This is a genomic window from Actinomadura sp. B10D3 (genome assembly GCF_039871695.1).
Classification (GTDB): domain Bacteria; phylum Actinomycetota; class Actinomycetes; order Streptosporangiales; family Streptosporangiaceae; genus Spirillospora; species Spirillospora madurae.
Genome location: NZ_JBDPLY010000055.1, coordinates 1 through 19,106 on the forward strand (window position 1 = coordinate 1; position 19,106 = coordinate 19,106).

Consider the following 19,106-nt stretch of genomic DNA (forward strand, 5'->3'; position numbering starts at 1 on the left):
CGTGCGGCGTCCCGACCCCCCCGCCACCCCGCACGCTCGGCTCAGCAGTCGCGGAGCTCGGGAGACTGGTTGAGGATCTGCTCGCGGGCGGTCACGAACGTCCGGTAGGCGTCGGAGTCGCCGCTCGGGAACACGGCGACGCGGTGGCAGTTCTGGAACGCGAGCTTCATCCCGAAGTGGCGCTCCAGCGCGCCGCGCATGGCGTCGCTGGCGAGGACCCGCAGGAGCTGGCCGCGGGCCTGCTCGTCCGGCGGCGGCGTGAGGTTGTCGGCGAAGTCACCCCCGTCCACCTGGAGCCGGGCCACCAGCCCGGTGATCATGTCCCACGCGTACGGGAGGGACGTCCTGATGCACTCGATGAAGGCCGCGTCACCGACCTCGCCCTTCTGCGCCGTCTCGAGCAGTTCGGGGGTCACGTCGAGGGACATGTGCGGGGATCCTTTCGCAGAGAGGATGAACACCCACCCGCCGACGCTAACCACGCTCCCGTGGGAATTCCAGGCCTTGACAAAGATTTTCATTCCGCTACGCGCCGCGCGGCGCCGCCCCGCGTCCCCGCGCCCGCCGCCGGGCCGGCCGGACGACCTGCCGCTCGGCGAACTCGGCCCAGTACTCCCGAGCCCGCCGCGCCAGCCGAACGTCCCGTACGGCCCGCGCCTCGGCCCGCCTGACGTCCGCCCGCTGCCTCGCGATGTCCCGCATGATCTGGTGGTGGTACACGACCTCTCCCCGAACGTCCCGGACCGCACGACACGGCCCGACACCCAAGAGACTCGCGCTAAGGCCCCCACCCCCACATCGGCACGACGCCCTATCCGGCGCCCCGAAACGTCTTAGACGCCCCGGACGCCGCGATCGAGTACACCGGTCTCGCCCGAAGCGGCCTGGACGCCGCACTAAGGTGAGGCACCGTGCGTCTCGTTATCGCCCGCTGCAGCGTCGACTACGCCGGCAAGCTCACCGCCCACCTGCCCATGGCGCCCCGCCTCGTCCTCATCAAGGCGGACGGAAGCGTGAGCGTCCATGCCGACGACCGCGCCTACAAACCCCTCAACTGGATGAACCCGCCGTGCTCGCTCCGCGAGGAGCCCTACGAGGAGAACGGCGCCATAGCCCGCTGGACGGTCACGCACGGCAAATCAGGCGAGCGACTCATCCTCACCATCGAGGAGATCCTGCACGACACCAGCCACGAGCTTGGCCTCGACCCGGGCCTCCAGAAGGACGGCGTAGAAGCGCACCTCCAGGAGCTCCTCGCCGAGCACATCACCACCCTCGGCGACGGCTACACCCTCATCCGCCGCGAGTTCCCCACCGCGATCGGCCCGGTCGACATCCTCTGCCGCGACGCCGACAGCGCCACGGTCGCCATCGAGATCAAACGCCGCGGCGAGATCGACGGCGTAGAACAGCTGACCCGCTACCTGGAACTCCTCAACCGCGACCCGCACCTAGCCCCCGTCCGCGGCGTCTTCGCGGCCCAGGAGATCAAACCCCAGGCCCGCGTCCTCGCCACCGACCGAGGCATCGACTGCGTGACCCTCGACTACGACGCCCTACGAGGCATCCAACACGAGGGCACCCTCTTCTAACGTTATCGGCAGTCCCCCACAAGAAGCAGGCTCACAATTTACCCAAACGCGGGCCTCCCTCTGTTTCTGGACGCCCGCGACGGAAGTGAGCTGAAAGGGGTCTGGTGCGGCGGGATGCAGTGCCGGAAGGACGTCACTCGTGCCGCAACGTCCAAACCACGAAAGTTCCTGGCCCCCGCGCCGTTCACCACGTCACCATCCCGTCAAGCAGAACAGACAGGACAGGGGACCCCCTCAGGGGCCCCTGCCGTCCCACCCACTTCACAGACACCCTCCGAAGAGGAACGCACGCCCGAAAAGCCCCCACCCCTAAGCACTCCCAGCGAAGAACCTCCCACGACAACAGAATCGCCACCCACCCAATCGCTCCCCCCAGAAGAACCACCGTCCACCGACGAGCCGCAACCTAGCGAGGAGCCGACCTCGGATCTCGACCCTCGGTTCGACACCTGCAAGGAAGCCAACGCCCACGGCTATGGCCCTTACGAAAAGGGCATTGACCCCGAGTACGATTGGTACTTCGACCGCGACCGCGACGGTAGCGTCTGTGAACCCAAATGACGACCAACCCGGCACTCCGACAGGTCGCGTCGCTGTCGGAGTGCAGTCGGCCGCGCACCGGCTCGTGAACCAACCGGAGCCACGACTCACACTCGCCCGCTTGCCCGCCGTCTGAGCCCCGGCACGATGCTTTCTCGTGGACGGCACGAAATAAATGACGAGCTCGCCAGCAATGTCGGGAGTGCACAAGCCAGCGGCCAGCCCGAGGCCATCCAGTCAACATTAGTAGGGGGAGAGCAAATCACCTCACCCGCCAGCTCGGATCTGCGCGGAGGTCGCCAGGCCGGCGAGCACGTCACCGTCTGCGAACTTCCACTTTGGCTCGGGCGCCGGAAGCACCCCCAAAGCCTGTAGCCGCCGCACGACCGCCATCAGCTTGCGGTTCTGCTCGCGGGCCAGATGCAGCTTCGTGGTCCACTCTCCACGGCCTTGACGGCCGGAGCGGTCGGCTTGTTGTGACTCACGGGTTGGTCTTGGACGAGCGTCGGCGGGCGAGAGCGAGGCTTGCCAGCGTCGTGATCGCCATGGCGCCGATGCCGACCAGCGCCGCGGTGGTGTAGGCGCTGTCGTCGGGGAAGAGGTGGCCGGGGCCGGTGCCCGCGGCGAGGATCAGGCCGCCGATGGCGCTGCCCAGGGAGTACCCGACACTGCGGACGACGTAGTTGAAGCTCATGGCACTCGACGTCTCGCTCTTGGGGGTGACGGCGAGGATGACGCCGGGCATCGCGGCCGAGAAGCCGCCGACGCCGAAGCCGAGCACGCCCATCGCCACGAACAGTTCGGCCAGGTCCGACCGGGCCGCCGCGAACAGGGCGAACCCGCCGCCGACCACGACGGCGCTGCCGGCCAGGAGCAGGGGGTCGGCGATCCGCGTCCGGACCCGCGGCGTGAGCTTGCCGGCGACGAACCCCAGCACCGAGAACGGGATGAGGACCAGCCCGGCGACGAAGGTCGTCAGCCCGAAGCCGTAGCCGGCGCCGTGCGGCGTCTGCGCGTACCGGGTGATGAGCGTGAGCAGGAGGTACATGCCGATCCCGCCGACGAACATGGCGAGGTTCGCCCCGGCGACCGCCGGGTGCCGCACCGCCCGCACATCGACCAGGGGCGTCGTGCTGCGCAGCTCGATGACGGCCCAGACGCAGAGCAGCACCGCCGCGACGACGGCGAGGCCCGCCGCCACGGGGAGGTGCCGGCTCCACAGATTCCGTTCGCCGGCGAGGAACAGCACCGCCAGCAGCGCAGCGGCCAGGACGACCGCGCCTGCCACGTCCACGCGGGCGGAGCGGCCTTCGGGGGGCTCGGGCACGGAGCGCCACGCGGTCAGGAGGGCGGCGGCGGTGACGACCAGGCCGAGGCCGTAGGCGGCCCGTACCCCGCCGAGCTCGGCGAGCAGGGCGGCGAGCGGGTAGCCGACGCCGGCTCCGATGATCGAGACCACCGAGATCAGGGCGATCACGGCCCCACTGCGCTCCTCGGGGAGGTGGTCGCGGGCCACGCCCATCATCAGCGCCGTCAGCCCGAGCCCGACGCCCTGGGCCGCCCTCCCGGCCAGCAGCCACGCGAACGGCAGCGGCAGCACGGTGAGCGCGCTGCCGGCGACGACGACCGCCAGCGTGACCAGGATCGTCGCCCGCCGGTGCGGGCCGGCTCCGAGCCGGCCGAGGACGGGCGTGGCGACGGTGCCGCTGAGCAGCGCGATGGTCAGCGTCCATTGCGCGCTGCCGAGCGAGACGTGGAACGAGGTCGCCACGCTGGTGATGAGAGGCGTCCCGAGGCTGCCGACCGCCGCCACGACCAGAGCGATGAACATCAGGGCGGGGACCAGCGGCCGCACCTCGGAACGCGCCGCCGGGGACGCTTTCACCGCGCCCCCGCCGACCGGCTGCCCGGTCACTGCTTCGGCCCTTCGCGGTCCTGGCTTTCGAGCTCTGCCAGATGCTTCAGCGCCGGAAGTGCCGCCACCAGCGCCTCGACCTCATCGCCGGTGAGTTCGCCGATCAACCGCGCGTACGCGTCGACGCCCGCCTGGCGTCGCGTCCGGACATAGGAGGAGCCGGCCTCGGTCAGGCACACCAGCGTGACCCGCCTGTCGGACGCGTCGCCCCGCCGCTCGACCAGGCCGGACTCCTCCATCACCCGGACCAGGGCGGTCATCGCGGGCTGGGTGACGCCCTCGACCGCGGCCAGATCGGTGATGCGCCGCGGGCCGGTCCGCTCCAGGGTGGCCAGGGTGGCGGCCGACGTCAGGCTCATGTCCCGGGGCAGGCGTCTCACGGCCCTGATGGCCAGGCCGTAGAGGGCCGCCCCGATGGCAGCGGACGCGCCAGAAGCGGCGTCTTGACGACTCATGGCGAAAGCATAGCAGTTTTATATTTATTGTTTATGTAACTAGGACGCCCGCCTGAGTGGCCGGCGTCGAGTCAGGCGTCCGCGTGCCGCATCTGGGTGGGTCGAGTGGTCGGGGCCCAGGGGTCGACGATGGTCTTGATCCGGGTACTGCGGCGTTCGGCCAGCGGACGCAGGCCCTCCTCCACCAGGTCATCGAGCGACAGCGCGATCGGGGCGACGTCGTCCCATGAGCCGTCCCGGGCGGCGAGCAGCTGGAGCGCGGTGGGCAGGTCCGCCCCGCAGACGTGAGCACTGGGGCCGATCACCTCGAGCTCGGCGAGCGCGATCCGCCGGAGGTCCATCGGAACGAATTCTCCCTGGAGACCGACCAGGACCAGCCTGCCGCCCGGCGGCAGCAGCGACAGCGCGGTCTCCAGGCCGGCCCGCGTGCCGGAGACCTCGTAGACGACGTCCGGTTCGAGCGCCCAGTCGGCGACCGCCGCGGCGGGATCGATGCCGTCACCGAGCCGCAATGCGTGCGCCGCCCGGAGGTTCGTGGCGATTCGCAGCCGTTCCTCGTCGATGTCGAGCACGGCGACCCGGTCGGTGACCGAGGTGACGGCGTAGGTCAGGAAGGCGCCGATGCCACCGGCGCCGACGATCACCGCGTGCTCGTCGGGCTGGAGACGCCCCCGTCGCATGGAGTGGACGGCGATGCTCATCGGCTGGGCCAGGGTCGCCGCGTCCGCGGTGAGGCCGTAGGGAGCGACGTGCAGGCAGGTGGCGGCCGGGACCGCGCACAGCTGGGCCAGGCCGCCGTCGCGGTGCAGGCCGATGGTGTAGTAGCGGGTGCAGAGGTTGGTCCGGCCGCGCCGGCACTGGCCGCACTCGCCGCAGGAGATCCCCGCGCCGGTGACCACCAAGTCACCCGAGGCGAATCCCCGCACCCGGGCGCCGGCTTCGCGGACCACGCCGGTGAGCTCGTGTCCGAGGATCATCGGCCCCCGATGGCCGGAGAACGGATGCCGGTCGTGGAGTGGGGGCATGTGGGGTCCGGAGGCGAACTCGTGTGCGTCCGTGCCGCAGATGCCGGTGGCATGCACGGCCAACAGGACCTCGTCCGGCCCGCAGGTCGGGTCCGGTACGTCCTCGAGGCGGATGTCGTCCTTGCCGTGGAACACTGCCGCACGCATGTCAACTCCTCCCTGGTGGGCCGACGGGAGAGGGCATCGCGGTCTCCGGTTCGACCGGATCCGTCCCGTGCACGCCGGTACACCCGCCGAGCACCGTCCACCGGATACGTCGCATCCTTACACCTCCGAGTTGAGCTGCCGGCGAGCACGGGCAGCGCTGACGTGCTTGTTGTTTCCGGGAAAGCAGCCCCCCGCGGGGACGGTCGGTGCCGACGCCACAGAAGGCTTCGTCCACGCGGGAAGGTCAGCCGGCGCCGTCGGGGACGAGCACCAGATCGAAGGTCATGGCCGTCCAGGCGGCCGCCTGCCGCGATCCGTCGGGGGCGGTGCCCGCCGGATGGTGCTCCGCTTCGACCACGAGGCCGTCCTTCACCCCGAACACCGCGTCACATCCGAGGTAGGGATCCCCGGCCACGAAGATGTGGGTGATCAGGGTGCGGTAGCCCGGCGCGGTGACCTTGAAGTGCAGGTGCGCGGGGCGCATCGGGCCGCGGCCGGCGGCCGCGAGCAGGTCGCCCACCGGGCCGTCGTGCGGGATCGGGTACGGCGCCGGGAGGACCGACCAGAACCGGTACTCGCCGTCCGCACCCGACCGCAGCCGGCCCCGGCCCGCGGAGCGGTCGCCGGAATACTGGACGTCGTAGAAGCCGTCCTCGTCGGCCTCCCAGACGTCCACTCGCGCGCCGGCGATCGGGCTGCCGTCGGTGGAACGCACCTGCCCCGACACGTGGCACGGCGTCCCGGCCGCTCCGCGGGCGATGTCGCCGCCGAGCGGGATCTCCGGAGCGCCGTCGACGAAGAACGGCCCGAACACCGTCGCCTCGGTCGCCCCGGGCACCGCCGGCTCGTTGATCGCGACGGTCAGCATCGACAGCCCGAGGACGTCGGACAGCAGGATGAACTCCTGGCGGCGCTCGTCGGTGATGTGTCCGGCGCGGGTCAGGAATTCGATCGCCGCCTCCCACTCCCGCTCGCTGAGCCGAACCTCCCGGGCGAAGGCGTGCAGGTGCCGGACGAGGCTCCGCATGACCTCGCGGAGCCGCGGATCGACGGTGCCGCCGAAGCTGGCCAGGACCTCGTCGGTCACCGCCTGCTCACGGTCGGCGCCGCCGGCGTGCTCCCCGTTCATGGGGCCCCCGTCGCAGGGTCGGTCCCGCCCCAGGCCGCGCGCAGCAGCGTCCGCAGTCCGGCAGAGGTGACGGGGCGTGGATTGTCGGCGGGCACGATCGCCAGAATGTCGTCGAGCACGTCGTCGAGGCCGGACTCGCGCAGGCCGAGCTCCCGCAGGCCGGCGGGCACGCCGAGCTTCTCGCCGAACTCCCGGAGTCCGCCGACCGGGTCGGGTCGGCCGAGAGCCGACGCGATGCGAGACGCGGCCGCGGGTGCGCCAGGTGCGTTGAACGCGAGCACGTGCGGAAGGACGATCGCGTGGGTCTGGGCATGGGGAAGGTCGAACGCCCCGCCCAGGACGTGGCAGATCTTGTGGTGGAGTCCGGATCCGGCGCCGGCGAACGCCGATCCGGCGAGGTAGGCGCCCAGCAGTAGCTCGGCCCGGGCGTCGCGGTCGGCGGGATCGGCGGCGACCGCGAGCAGACCGGCCGAGAGGTGCCGGATCCCGTCTTCGGCGACGGCGCTCGACACCGGATTGCGCCGGGGGGCCCAGAAGGCCTCCACGCAGTGGGCCATGGCGTTGAGCCCGCTGGCCGCCGACAGCGCGGCGGGGAGGGTCAGGGTCAGGTCGGGGTCGTAGACGACGGTCCGCGGGAGCACCCGCGGATCGGTGCCCGTCGTCTTGCGGCTCCCCTCCGTCAGGCCCCACACCGGTGTGACCTCGGAACCCGCGTAGGTCGTGGGCACGGCGACGATCGGCAGCCCCGTGGTGAGCGCGACCGCCTTCGCCGTACCCGTCGTCGATCCGCCGCCCACGGACAGCACCAGGTCGGCACCGGACGCGACCTCGCGAGCTCGCTCGGCGACCTCGACCGGGACGTGCGGGCGGACCCCGGTGAACGTCACCGCGACCCGGTCGGCGAACGGTGCGCACAACTCGCGCGCCAGTGCGGCCTCGGTATCGGCAGAGATGAGCAGGATGCCGTCGGCCCCGAACGCGTCGACCTCACCCAGCAGGCCGGAGCGCGCGATCCCGGACCCGAAAACCACGCGCCCAGGCAACGCGTCATAGGTGAACCCGTTCATCGGGCCGGCTCTGGCAGCACGGTGGGCTGGTAGGCCAGCAGCAGCCACCGGTCGCTCTCGCGCACCCACACGGCCAGGGAACGATTCGCCAGCGTCTTGCGAGTCCCGCCCGCGGTGATATCGGCGTGCATCTCCCCCAGCACGACGGCGGTATCCCCGGACACAACGATCCGATCCACAGGGTGATCGATGCGGTGGTAGACGTAGAAACCCGACCGAACTTTCTCCCGGTACGACTCCAGGGTGTCCACGTCCGCGTTCGAGTGGGTGTACGCCAGGTCGGGATGGGCAAGCGCGGAGAATGCCTCGACGTCGCCCGCGATCACGGCGGCGTAGCGAGCGTCCTCCAGGAAACGGATCGTCGCCTCGGCGTCGGCGGTGACAGTGCTACCGGTCATGCGGGGTCGTCTCCTTCCGTATGTGGCGCCCCGGACGAGCCGACCGATGCCGGGGGGTCGTAGGTGACACCCTTGTCGCCGATGACGGGAACGGACACAGCAGGCAGCAACATCCACCTACTGTTTGCCATCATTGAACAGATCGCCGATCGTTGTCAATACATAGCGGACACTCGTGGCGGCTGACTCTGCCCCCGGCCACGGTCAAGGAGCCGCGCCACCAGGCCCTCCGCGCCGATCACACCCGCCGTCGCCGGAGGCGCGCCGCTGCTCAGCGTCCGGTGGCGTCCGGCAGCTGACCCGACTCGGCGTCCGTGCCCCGCGCGGCAGCAGCAGAGGACGGCGCGGGAACCGGGTCGGCGGTCCTGAGCAGGTCGGCCGCCTCGACCGCGTTCGAGGGTCGCGAGGACGACTCACCGACGTGGTCGCCGAGTTGCGACGCCACCCACTCCCGAGTGTGGTCGAGATCGTTACGTCCGGACACGAACCACACCCCACGGGCGGGCTCAGCACCCTGGTTGACGTACATGTGCGGCCTGGTGGAGTCGAAGCACACCGAGTCCCCCACCGTGATCAGGTGACGCTCGAAGTCGAGCAACAGCGTCAGCTCGCCCGAGAGGAGGTAGGCGTGCTCGGTCCCGCTGTGCCGCATCAGCTTCCGGTCCACTGAGCTCGCGGCCCCGGGCTCGTAGGTCACCAGCAGCGCGTCCACGTCCGACCGGCCACCGATGGCCAGCCTCTCCCACCGAACACCGTTGGCCATCTCCAGGACCGGGTTGTCGGCGGCCCGCTGCACGACGTCGGACGAAGGCCGGGAAGCCCGGTCCTCGGCCGGCGCACTCGGGGCAGTGGCTGCCGACACCTCCTGATCGGACCGGTCACCGCCGATACCGAGCAGTTCATCCAACGAGATGCCCATGTGGCTCACCAACGCGTACAGCGTGCTCACCGACGGTTGCGACTTGCCGGTCTCGACCTGCGAGAGCAGGCTCGCCGAGATCCCGGCGGCGGACGCCGCACTGCGCAGACTCAGCTTGCGTTGCAGTCGCGCCTGCCGCAACGCCGGCCCGATCTTGTCCTGCACCACACCGCTCCCGTCTGCCCCCGCGTCGGGCCACATCGATTCAGTCTCACTGAACAGTTTACTGGGGAATCCACGGCGACGCCGGGCGTCGCCGACACCCGCACACACGACCGCCGGGAGGCGCCGATGCTCATCAACGAACCGTCGATCTTGGCCGGACGCACTATCGCTCGGGACGAGGTGCTCGCGTGGGAGGCGCCCCGAATGCGCAAGCCGCCGCGAAGATCGAACTACCGGAACCGTCGGCGACCGCGCGCATGCGGAAGATTTAGCCGACGCCAAGCTCAGACCGGCCCGGCCCGGACGAGGCGCGCCGCCGACTGGCCCGCGACCCCCGTCGCGGGATGCCGTGGCGCGCACGCTCCCACATCTTCTCCCGCAGCCGCCGCGTCACGAGCACCTGCGACCTGTACGCCCCTCGCACCGCCGCGGCCTCGGCTCCCGTCGCCTGATTCACCGACACTGAACGCGACGACTACACCCGAGCATGATCTTCCGGCCGCGGCAGCCGCGCATACGCACCCCGACGTCGCTGCGGTCGCCTTCACCACCCGATGGTCGGAGAGCACGGTGACCGCCCCGCGCCGCCCGGTATCGAGGACTCTGGCAGCCGGAAGTCGGAAGTCGGAGGTCGACGGCAAGGAGGCGCCTCGCGCCGAGGTGTGGTTCGGCGGCCGCCGCTATGTCGTGCCCTCCTTCGGCACCGTCAACGTGCACCGAGGCACTTGGCGGAGGCGCCCGCCCAGCGCACCCGCAGCGGCGGTCGGCGCCACGGAAAATCCGTTTCGCGCGACCACCGACGGCATGCGGGTCGGCGGTCCCGTCGAGGTCGCGCTTTGGGTTTCACGGTTGCTCGTCGACGAGGGGGTGACCGGTCACGTCACCCCCCTCGACGGCGGCATGTCGATCACTTGATTCGCGACCGCTCTCATCGTCGACCGTGTACCGGCTCAGCGTTCGAACCAGCCGGTGTCCACAGCGTGCACGTCGTAGGGCGGCGGCTCTACGTACTCGTCGGTGAGCGCATCGATCCACAGTCTCGTCAGCCGCATGAACGAGATCCGCCATCCGAACGGCCCCAGCGTGTACTCCTCGTCGTAGTAGCCGTATCCACGCATCCCGTACATCCCGGGGATCGGCACCCCTCTGTACACCCGGCTGTCCTGGGGCCAGGCGAGATAGTCCTGCATGGCCCAGCGTCCTCGGACGCGCCGTGGGCCCGCCATCCGGAGCTCCGGCATCATTCCGTGATGGGCCGACCGGATCGGTCCGAGCCACGACGAGACCTCCTCGACGAAGGCGTCCGGGCCCTCGGTCGCGAACGGGAACCCCTCGAAGGTCGCGTCGTCACTGAACAGCTCACGCAGCTTCTGCCACTGCTTGGTATCGATGCAGAAGAAGTACCGCGACTTGAGGCGACAGATTTGCTGGTAGTCGGCGAAATCGAGAAGGCCGGCGGCCAAGTCCTGCATTTTCTGGAGTTCCTCTCATCGCTTTTGTGTTGAGCTACGGGCCTGGCGGGCGGACGAAACGATCACCTGATCCGAGGTCTCAGGACCATTTCCAGCTCGACCATCCCCACCTCGTGGTGCTCGACGCGGGAATTGGGAAGCGGGTCACGTCGTCTGCGAATTGCGTCTCGACCTCTTGGTCATCGACCGGCAGCCGCGCCGGTCGCCACGTCAGCCTTAAGTCTTCGGCGACGCGAATCGTCACGTCGATCGGGCGGACAGGGACGTACTCCTACATCGGGGAGCGCCAAGCGCCCGCACCGCCGGGGTTGAGCGCATGGAGCACGTGGGCCGTCCGGCTCGGTGACCACCAAGAGCCGGTCGTGCAGGTGGTGGCCCCGGATCACCCGGCCGTAGGCGCGGCCCCCCTTCGGCGTACCACTGCAGGATCTCCGCGGCGGTGGCCACCTCGGACCGGGCCTCGGACAGCGGTTCGCCCTGCTCCCGGGTGAGGTCGTTGGCGATCGGCTCTCTCCGCTGCCGGAGCAGCTCGGCGGTCCGGGCGAGGATGGGCCGCGTTGGTGTGCCGATAACGCGTGCCACCGGCGGTAGCCGCGGGCGGCGGCGTCGACGGCCAAGGGTGAGAACCGCGGGGTCAGCCAGGGGCAGTTCGCCGGTGGCGGGGTTGTGCATGGCCCGGGTGGGCAGGCCCTCGCGCCGCCACGCACCGTCCATGTGCAGCGCGAGGTCCTGGTAAGACATCGGTGTCAGTCCTTCATCAAAGGGCGGTGCGCGGTCTCGGTCAGCGTCGTCGCGGTGATCAGCGAGACGACGGCGGCGACGACGAGGAAGAGGCCGGGCGAGCGGGGGTCGCCGGTGTTGCTGATCAGCCAGGTGCCGATGTAGGGCGCGGTGGCGCCGGTCAGGATCGCGCCCAGGTTGTAGCCGAGTCCGAACCCGCTGAATCGGGTGCGGGTGCCGAACAGTTCGGTGAAAGCGGCCAGGATGGTGCCCATCACGGCGGCCTCGCAAAGCCCGAGGGCGGCCTGGCCGAGGAACGCGAGTCCGATGTTGCCGGTGCCCATCAGGATGAAGGCGGGGTAGGCGAGCAGGGCCATCGCGGCGAACGCGCCGAGCAGCATCGGCTTGCGGCCGATCCGGTCGGACAGTGCGCCCCAGCCGAGCACGGTGACGGCGGCGAGCACGAGCGCCGCGGAGGTGCACCAGGTGGCCTCGACTGCGGTCAGGCCGCCCTCTCCCTGGAGGAACGTGGCGCCGTAGACGTAGACGATGTAGTAGCCGGCGAACGCGCCGACCGAGAAGCCGGTGACTCGGGCGATGCCCGCTCGGTCGCGGCGCAGCGCGGTGGCGATCGGGGACTTCTGGCGCTCGACCGGGATCCGGCTGCGGTCCTTCAGGTCCTCGAACTCCGGGCTCTCATCGAGCCGGCGTCGGATGTAGAGGCCGACCAGGCCCAGCGGCAGGGAGATCAAGAACGGGATCCGCCAGCCCCAGGTCTCCATCTGACCCGTGCTCAGTGTGGCGTAGAGCACGGCCACCAGGACCGACCCGGTGAGCACGCCGAGCAGGTTGCCCATCTGGATGGTGCTGCACCAGAACGCCCGCCGCCCGGACGGCGACCATTCGGCGACGTAGGTGGTGGCGCCGCCGGTCTCCCCGCCCGCCGAGAGGCCTTGCACGCCACGCAGGGCGACCAGCATCACGGTCGCCCACACGCCGGCGGTGGCGTAGCCGGGCAGCAGCCCGATGAGGAAGCTGGAGGCCGCCATGCTGATCACGGCCCAGGCCAGCACGGGTCGGCGGCCGTAACGGTCGCCGAGGTGACCGAGCACGATCCCCCCGAGCGGGCGCAGCACGAACGCCGCGGCGAACACCGCGAGGGTCGACAGCAATGCGGCCGTCGGGTCCTGCGCCGGGAAGAACACCGCGGCCAGGGTGAGGGCGAGGAAGCCGTAGACGGTGTAGTCGTAGTACTCCACGAACGTTCCGATGGCGCCGGCCAGGGCGACGCGACGAGACTGGAGCGGCGGGCGGGTTGCCTGCCCGACGGTGGCCTGTTTGGGGACGGACGTTGAGCTCATGATGTCTCCGCAGAGGTGCGAGGTGAGCCTGCAGGTATCGATCCGTTAGTGATGCCGAGTGGGTGCGATGTCGGTGCGACCGTCTTGATCGGAAGGGTGGTAGCGGTCAGCGCCTGGTGAACCGGCGCCGACGGCTGCTGGTGAACGCAGCGAACGCCTCGGGGGGTCGTCGGTGCTGCGCAGTACGGCCATCTGTGACGAAGGCGAGTCGTCGCGGTGGTGGTCCTCACCGCGGCAGGCGAGACCTTCTGCGGCGACGCGGCGTTCAGTACGGCTCACGTGCAGCGCCGGTGCGTGAGCCCGTCGCCGGAGCCGGGGGCGTCACCGCGGATGCGGCCCGGGAGGGGGCGTCCCGCGCGGACGCCGCACTCGCCGAGGAGGCGACGCCCTCGGTGCCGCGACGGTGCCTGCGGGGGATGTGACAAGCAGGCGCGCTGCGATCGCACCGGCGCTGACACCCACGGGGGCATCACGAGCAGCGCAACTGCCGAGAGGCCGGCCAGAACCCGCACCGGCCAACGGGCGAGGCCGAACAGCCAGGCGCCGGCGACGACGGCGTGGGCCGAGACGGCTACCGCCAACCCCGGGGCCGCGATCAGTACGGTGCAGCACGGTGGGCTGGTAGGCCAGCAGCAGCCACCGGTCGCTCTCGCGCACCCACACGGCCAGGGAACGATTCGCCAGCCTCTTGCGAGTCCCGCCCGCGGTGATATCGGCGTGCATCTCCCCCAGCACGACGGCGGTATCCCCGGACACAACGATCCGATCCACAGGATGATCGATGCGGTGGTAGACGTAGAAACCCGACCGGACCTTGTCCCGGTACGACTCCAGGGTGTCCACGTCCGCGTTCGAGTGGGTGTACGCCAGGTCGGGACGGGCGAGCGCGGAAATGCTGATGCTGAGCGACGCGTCGGCGAGCTCAGCAGGCGAGCTCGCGGCCGTGAGGCCCTCCGGCGCGTGGTCGAGCCTTGAATCGTAAGCGAGGACCGTGTGCCCCGTCCGTGCCAGGTGGGAGGCCATCGGCTTGCCCATTTGCCCCAGGCCGGCGAATCCGATCAGCACGGCATTCCTCCCTGCGGTTCGGGTGTCCTAGGATGCGCACCGATGTGGCGCCCCGGACGAGCCGACCGATGCCGGAGGGTCGTAGGTGACACCGGAGGCTCCTTTCGCCGATGACGGGAACGGACACAGCAGGCCGGCAACGTCCACCTGCCGTTTGCCATCATTGAACACGTCGCCAACGAGTGTCAATATATAGCGGACACTAGTGTGGGACTCTCTGTCCCCCAGCCGCGGTCAAGGGGCCGCGCCACCAGGCCCTCCGCGCCTCACATCGCCTTCGCCGGCTCGACCATGCCGGCGGGACCGTCCAGGCACGTTCATCACCACTCACGGCCGCGGCACGTCCCAGGCACTGAAGATCACTTCGGCGAAGTCGGCTCCTGAGGCAGGACGCGCCAACCAGCGGCCAGCACTACGGGTTGGCGGCGGTCGGTAGTGGGGGACATCAGGCGAGGCCCGGGCGGCCGCAGCGGCTCCGGGATGGTCGAGCAGACGGCCTTGGCTCGTGCTCGTGCTCGTCCTACTCGGCACCTCTGTGCACAAGAGAACCGCGGCAGGACACATCCCTCCGGATCATTCCCGCTGGTGCGAACACGGACGTTCACCGGGACTGCTCATATCTGGCTGGTCCAGACACCTTTCGACGATGGCGGGGAGCACTACCAACAACCACATCACCGTGGCTTCACCGGAGACGGGGCAACGCGCGGCCCGCAACGTGGTGCCCTACCGGTTCGTTGTGTGAGAGGGCTGGCTGTCCGGCCGGTCGAGGACCGGACACGGCGCCAAGACGCCGCCCGTCCCGCCGCATCCGTTCCCGACCGGCCCCGACCTGGCGGCCGAGCGCGGGGGCTGGTGCGGATGAGAGCCAGGTGAGGGCGCGGACGAGGTCGTCGTCGTAGTCGCCGCCGTGGCGCAGGGCGGCGCTGAGACGCCGACTCCAGGCCGAGTTTGATCAGTCTGCGGAGGTTGCAAGCGGCGGCTCGGGCATGCAGCCAACCTCGACTGCAATGGTGCCGCAGTAGTGGAGGCGGCGATTGCCCTGCTGGACGCACCAGGCGACGACACATTCGACCGATAGAGCCGGATCGCAGGCCGCCTGGCGGGGCTTTGGAGGTCGTGGTGGTGAGGGCGGATGATCGAAATGCGGCTAGCTGCGGCCTCGGTGAATTACTCGCACAGGGGCACCCAGTGCATAGGTACCGGACGTGGCGTGCGCTGGTAGCCGCCCGGCGCGGGTGTGGGGGCAGATAGTCGGGATGCGACCTACTGTGGCCCCGGCGCACCGCTCGCACAAAAGCACTCGGCGCATGGGTACCGAACGCGGCTTTGCTCTGGTGCTCCCCGGTGAGGGGTGTGCCCAGCGGGGCAGGTCACGCTGCCCTTGGTGTTGCACAGCGCGGCGGTGTGACTGTCACCGGCCTGGCGTCGGCGCGAGCAATTCTCAAATCTTGTGGGTGGGTGTGCTTCCGGCGTGAAAGATGCGGCGGTAGGCCGTGGGTGAGACGCCGATGGCGGCGCGCAGGTGTTGTCGGAGCGAGTTGGCGGTGCCGAACCCGGCCCGGTGGGCGATGTGATCGATCGATAGGTCACTGGTCTCGAGCAGCTGGCGAGCCCGTTCCACGCGCTGGGCGGTCAGCCACTGGCCCGGGGTCATGCCGACCTCGGCGCGGAAGCGCCGGGTGAAGGTGCGCGTGCTCATCCGTGCATAGGCAGCGAGTTCGGACAGTGACATTGGCTGATGCAGGTGCTCCAACGCCCAGGCGCGGGTGGAGGTGGTGCTGGTCGACGACGGCTCGGGGACGGGCTGTTCGATGTATTGGGCTTGGCCGCCGTCGCGCCATGGCGGGACGATGCAGCGGCGGGCGACCTGGTTGGCCACTGCGCTGCCGTGGTCGCGTCGTATCAGGTGTAGGCAGAGATCCAGGCCGGCGGCGACGCCGGCCGAGGTGAGGATATTGCCGCTGTCCACGAACAGTACGTCGCGGTCCACTTTCACCTGGGGGAAGGTTCGCTGGAAGTGTTCGACCTCCCTCCAGTGGGTGGTGGCGGGTCGATCGTCGAGCAGGCCTGCGGCGGCCAGCACGTACGCGGCGGTGCAGATGGACACGATCCGGGTGTCCGGCTGGATGAGCGCGAAGGCGTCGGCCAGCGGTTTGGGCAGGCGGCCCTGTTCGCGGATCGCGCCGAGCGTATCGGCGGGTGGAACGACAAGAGTGCCGGCGGTGGCCAGCGCCTTCGCATCATGCTCGACGGCGATGGCGAAGCCGGCGGCGCTGTGCACCGGCCGGCCGTCCAGGGTGCAGGTGATGACCTCATAGAGCGGTCTCCCATCTGGCCCCTCGGCGCTGCTGAAGATCCGTGCCGGGATGCTCAGTTCGAACGGGATGACGCCCTCAAGGGCGAGGACGACCACGCGATGCATGGCCAGATCCTGTCACATTGTGTCCATCAAGCCAGTGCCGGCTGATCGGCTCTGCCCGCAGACTCGTCCGCAGCGCGCAATCGTGGCGCGTTCTACGAGCAGGAACAGGACATCTGATGAATGACAGCACACCCGTCGGCGCACGGATGCGGGCGATGAGCCCGCGCTCCTGGGGTGGTCCAGAGGTCCTCACCGAAGTCGAGGTGAACCGCCCGAGCCCGGGTCCGGCGGAGATCCTGGTGCGTGTGCACGCCGCCGGGGTCAACCCGACCGACTGGAAGTCCCGGGCCCGCGGGGGCTTGGGGTTGTGGGGTGAGCCGGTCATTCTGGGCTACGACGTGTCGGGAGTCGTCGAGGCCGTAGGGCTTGGAGTGACGCTGTATCGGCCGGGCGACGAGGTATTCGGCATGCCTCGCTTTCCACACCAGGCGGGCGCCTACGCCCAGTACGTGACCGGCCCTGCACGGCACTTCACCTTCAAGCCGGAAACGATCGACCATGTCCAAGCGGCGGCACTGCCGCTGGCCGCGTTGACCGCCTGGCAGTCCTTGATCGAGACAGCGGATCTGCGGGCCGGGCAGCGCGTGCTGATTCACGCCGCCGCTGGCGGGGTCGGCCATCTGGCGGTGCAGATCGCCAAGGCACATGGCGCATATGTGATCGGAACCGCCCGCCAGGCCAAGCATCCACTCCTACGGAACCTTGGCGCCGATGAAGTGATCGACTACACCCAGGTGGACTTCGCCGAGGCGGTCCGTGATGTCGACGTCGTCATCGACACCATCGGCGGCGACTATGGGTCGCGTTCCCTGCGGGTGCTGCGCAAAGGCGGCACTCTCGTATCGCTCTCCTCACCGGCCGAGAATCCACCGGTCAGGGAAGCCGAAGAGCTCGGCATCCGCTCTGGGTTCACCCTCGTCGAGCCGGACTATGCCGGCATGAAGGCCATCGCCGCCCTTGTCGAGACCGGGCGGTTGCGTGCCGAGATCGACACCGTCCTGCCCCTGGAGCAGGCGGCCAAGGCGCATGAACGGGGCGAGACCGGCCGCACCACCGGCAAGATCGTCCTGACCGTCACTCACTGACACGCGGGTCCGGGTGCACGGGTGCAGGTCACCCGTGCACGTAGCCCTGGGCCGCCCCCACGGCACGCAGGACGGTTCGGGCGCACATCAGACGGCGATCCCTTCGGGACGCTCGACCAGAATGCCTCGTTCGAACCGGGCTCCGGCCCAGGGCGACGAGGTGGGGTGCGTTCACGGCCCGCGAGCGGGCCTGGGCGGATTCGACGAGCTTGAAGACCATCGCGAGGGCGGCGGCCGCGCTGCCGGCACCCTTGGTGACCTTCGTCCGCAACCGGACCGTGACGAAGGTCGACTCGATCGGGTTCGTCGTGCGCAGGTGAATCCAGTGTTGGGCGGGGAAATCATAGAAGGCCGGCAACCGCGCATGCCCCGGCGCCGGCAATCGCGCAGGAGATCGGCTCAGGACTCGGCCGATTCGCCGTAGCCGTCGGTCATGGCCATCAGTTCCTTAGTGCCGTCGGCGCGCACGCCCATCAGTACCAGGACGCAGGACCTGACCTCGGCCAGGCGTGTACGCGGATGGGTGCCGTCCGCCCAGACATGGACGTAGTCGGTTACAGACAAGTCGCGCTCGCCGAACACCTTGTAGTCGGCCTGCCACTGTTGCGTGAGCCGGGTGACCGTAGTTAGTGAGAGGCCCGCAGCGGAGCCGAGGAACTGTTCGAGAGCGGGTACGAAGTCACCGCTGACAGGCCGTGGAGGTAGAGCAGGGGCAGCACCTCGCCGATGTTCGGAGACTTGCGGCACCACGGCGGCAAGAGCGCCGAGGAGAAACGCTTGCGCTCGCCTGTCTCCGCATCGACGCGTTTGTCGTTAAGCCGCGGGCCCTGACTTCAATCGTCCCAGCGGGGGTAGTCACCTGACGCGCCCGGTGATAGCCGTTACGGACCACAAGGCGGCGACCCCGCTCGTCGCGCTGGTCGACCAACTCGGCTACATAAGCGTGACCTCGGCCTCAGGCGCGGCAGCGAGCATCCGCCGAGCACCCTCCCGGACGATCTCATTAAGCAACGACGACCCACCGCCGGTGTGCCGTCAGCGTCGACCACGGTAAGCACGGACATACCTTCCCGGCCGATGCTGCAACGCCGGTCTTGCTCGGTGACCTATCGATCACCCCGGAAAGTACGCCTTCCCGGGCCCGACACAGATCTCGAGCATTGCTCCGTCGGCGCTGGTAGTTGGGCGTGAGGGGCGGAAGGGGCCGGTCAGCGCCGAGAACTCCCACCGGTAGTCAACGATGGCCAGCGTGCCCGCCGACCAGCGCAGCCGCACGGCGGACGCGGAACGCGCGCCGCCATCCACCGCCTCAAGCCGGACGGCGAGCTGCCCAGACGGGCGGGAGGCGAACGGTGGACGCGCGGCCGTGCAGATCGTCCTGGCCGAGCCCTCGCGGCCGGCGTCGACAAACGCGCCGACCTCTTCCGGCACCATCACCGTCGCCGTCTTGCTCATCCGGCCAAGCACCTCATCCAAGAACCACACACCTAATCCAAGACTGAGGGGCCCCGAAGACTTCGGACAGCTCTATTTGCGGTTACTTCACGCTGCGAGCTGCTGTTCTAGGTGCTCTGCATAGACCTGGTTCGGGGTCTTATAGCCGAGTCCTGAGTGGCGTCTGCGAGA

The 19,106-nt window shown here is 69.6% G+C and carries 17 protein-coding genes and 1 pseudogene; 3 read left to right on the forward strand and 15 right to left on the reverse strand.

All coding sequences use genetic code 11. The features are described from left to right. Positions 1–41 precede the first annotated feature (41 nt). A complete protein-coding gene (locus ABGB11_RS41480) occupies positions 42–428 on the reverse strand; it encodes an SCO5389 family protein (protein ID WP_347641151.1) in 387 nt (128 codons plus the stop codon). 97 nt (positions 429–525) lie between these two features. After that, positions 526–720, reverse strand: a complete 195-nt coding sequence (locus ABGB11_RS41485; RefSeq protein WP_347641152.1) for a hypothetical protein — start codon at positions 718–720, stop codon at positions 526–528. Positions 721–911: 191 nt separating this feature from the next. Here ABGB11_RS41485 and nucS point away from each other — a divergent pair, with 191 nt between their 5' ends. Further along, positions 912–1,592, forward strand: coding sequence for an endonuclease NucS (gene nucS / locus ABGB11_RS41490; protein ID WP_021596298.1), 681 nt, complete (start codon positions 912–914; stop codon positions 1,590–1,592). A gap of 1,021 nt (positions 1,593–2,613) precedes the next feature. On the opposite strand, the gene ABGB11_RS41495 is transcribed toward nucS, so the two are convergent. The 7 genes from ABGB11_RS41495 to ABGB11_RS41525 form a co-directional block, all read right to left on the reverse strand. Further along, a complete protein-coding gene (locus ABGB11_RS41495; protein ID WP_347641153.1) occupies positions 2,614–4,047 on the reverse strand; it encodes an MFS transporter in 1,434 nt (477 codons plus the stop codon). Then, positions 4,044–4,502: a MarR family transcriptional regulator gene (locus tag ABGB11_RS41500; protein WP_347641155.1), complete on the reverse strand. Its 459-nt coding sequence runs from the start codon at positions 4,500–4,502 to the stop codon at positions 4,044–4,046. Before ABGB11_RS41500 ends, ABGB11_RS41495 begins: the two co-directional genes overlap by 4 nt. 71 nt (positions 4,503–4,573) lie before the next feature. Further along, a complete protein-coding gene (locus ABGB11_RS41505; RefSeq protein ID WP_347641156.1) occupies positions 4,574–5,674 on the reverse strand; it encodes an alcohol dehydrogenase catalytic domain-containing protein in 1,101 nt (366 codons plus the stop codon). 244 nt (positions 5,675–5,918) lie between these two features. Beyond that, entirely contained in the window at positions 5,919–6,803 is an 885-nt protein-coding gene (locus ABGB11_RS41510; RefSeq protein WP_347641157.1) for an intradiol ring-cleavage dioxygenase, read from the reverse strand. After that, positions 6,800–7,834, reverse strand: coding sequence for a maleylacetate reductase (locus ABGB11_RS41515; RefSeq protein WP_347641158.1), 1,035 nt, complete (start codon positions 7,832–7,834; stop codon positions 6,800–6,802). The genes ABGB11_RS41510 and ABGB11_RS41515 overlap by 4 nt, the downstream gene beginning before the upstream one ends. 32 nt (positions 7,835–7,866) lie before the next feature. After that, the gene (locus ABGB11_RS41520) at positions 7,867–8,268 is read right to left on the reverse strand and encodes a nuclear transport factor 2 family protein (protein ID WP_347641159.1); all 402 of its coding nucleotides are present in this window, start codon (positions 8,266–8,268) and stop codon (positions 7,867–7,869) included. Positions 8,269–8,539: 271 nt separating this feature from the next. Continuing rightward, a complete protein-coding gene (locus ABGB11_RS41525) occupies positions 8,540–9,352 on the reverse strand; it encodes a cupin domain-containing protein (RefSeq protein ID WP_347641160.1) in 813 nt (270 codons plus the stop codon). Between the two features lie 570 nt (positions 9,353–9,922). Here ABGB11_RS41525 and ABGB11_RS41530 point away from each other — a divergent pair. Next, positions 9,923–10,267, forward strand: a complete 345-nt coding sequence (locus ABGB11_RS41530) for a hypothetical protein (RefSeq protein WP_347641162.1) — start codon at positions 9,923–9,925, stop codon at positions 10,265–10,267. Between the two features lie 35 nt (positions 10,268–10,302). Here the strand turns inward: ABGB11_RS41530 and ABGB11_RS41535 are convergent, their stop codons facing one another. The 4 genes from ABGB11_RS41535 to ABGB11_RS41550 all read right to left on the reverse strand — a co-directional run bounded on the left by ABGB11_RS41535 (position 10,303) and on the right by ABGB11_RS41550 (position 16,395). Continuing rightward, positions 10,303–10,824 carry a nuclear transport factor 2 family protein gene (locus ABGB11_RS41535; protein ID WP_347641164.1) on the reverse strand — a complete coding sequence of 174 codons (522 nt, stop codon included), beginning with the start codon at positions 10,822–10,824 and terminating at the stop codon, positions 10,303–10,305. A 746-nt stretch (positions 10,825–11,570) separates the two neighbouring features. Further along, on the reverse strand, positions 11,571–12,905 hold the full coding sequence (locus ABGB11_RS41540) for an MFS transporter (protein ID WP_347641165.1): 1,335 nt from the start codon (positions 12,903–12,905) through the stop codon (positions 11,571–11,573). A gap of 321 nt (positions 12,906–13,226) precedes the next feature. Next, positions 13,227–13,970 (reverse strand): DUF4440 domain-containing protein, encoded by a 744-nt coding sequence (locus ABGB11_RS41545; protein WP_347641166.1) that lies wholly within the window; start codon positions 13,968–13,970, stop codon positions 13,227–13,229. A 1,444-nt stretch (positions 13,971–15,414) separates the two neighbouring features. Continuing rightward, positions 15,415–16,395, reverse strand: coding sequence for a helix-turn-helix domain-containing protein (locus tag ABGB11_RS41550; protein WP_347641167.1), 981 nt, complete (start codon positions 16,393–16,395; stop codon positions 15,415–15,417). 116 nt (positions 16,396–16,511) lie between these two features. Here ABGB11_RS41550 and ABGB11_RS41555 point away from each other — a divergent pair, with 116 nt between their 5' ends. Further along, a complete protein-coding gene (locus ABGB11_RS41555) occupies positions 16,512–17,480 on the forward strand; it encodes an NADP-dependent oxidoreductase (protein ID WP_347641168.1) in 969 nt (322 codons plus the stop codon). 87 nt (positions 17,481–17,567) lie between these two features. Here the strand turns inward: ABGB11_RS41555 and ABGB11_RS41560 are convergent. Continuing rightward, positions 17,568–18,491 (reverse strand): annotated as a pseudogene (locus ABGB11_RS41560) (transposase). Between the two features lie 102 nt (positions 18,492–18,593). Beyond that, complete coding sequence (locus ABGB11_RS41565; RefSeq protein ID WP_347641169.1) at positions 18,594–18,935, reverse strand: hypothetical protein; 342 nt, start codon at positions 18,933–18,935, stop codon at positions 18,594–18,596. Between the last annotated feature and the right edge of the window lie 171 nt (positions 18,936–19,106).

Coding starts and splice junctions, on each gene's coding strand:
- ABGB11_RS41565 (WP_347641169.1), bottom strand. CDS start 18,935: ATGAGCAAGACGGCGACGGTGATGGTGCCGGAAGAGGTCGGCGCGTTT.
- ABGB11_RS41500 (WP_347641155.1), bottom strand. CDS start 4,502: ATGAGTCGTCAAGACGCCGCTTCTGGCGCGTCCGCTGCCATCGGGGCG.
- ABGB11_RS41520 (WP_347641159.1), bottom strand. CDS start 8,268: ATGACCGGTAGCACTGTCACCGCCGACGCCGAGGCGACGATCCGTTTC.
- ABGB11_RS41505 (WP_347641156.1), bottom strand. CDS start 5,674: ATGCGTGCGGCAGTGTTCCACGGCAAGGACGACATCCGCCTCGAGGAC.
- ABGB11_RS41510 (WP_347641157.1), bottom strand. CDS start 6,803: ATGAACGGGGAGCACGCCGGCGGCGCCGACCGTGAGCAGGCGGTGACC.
- ABGB11_RS41540 (WP_347641165.1), bottom strand. CDS start 12,905: ATGAGCTCAACGTCCGTCCCCAAACAGGCCACCGTCGGGCAGGCAACC.
- ABGB11_RS41550 (WP_347641167.1), bottom strand. CDS start 16,395: ATGCATCGCGTGGTCGTCCTCGCCCTTGAGGGCGTCATCCCGTTCGAA.
- ABGB11_RS41480 (WP_347641151.1), bottom strand. CDS start 428: ATGTCCCTCGACGTGACCCCCGAACTGCTCGAGACGGCGCAGAAGGGC.
- ABGB11_RS41555 (WP_347641168.1), top strand. CDS start 16,512: ATGAATGACAGCACACCCGTCGGCGCACGGATGCGGGCGATGAGCCCG.
- ABGB11_RS41535 (WP_347641164.1), bottom strand. CDS start 10,824: ATGCAGGACTTGGCCGCCGGCCTTCTCGATTTCGCCGACTACCAGCAA.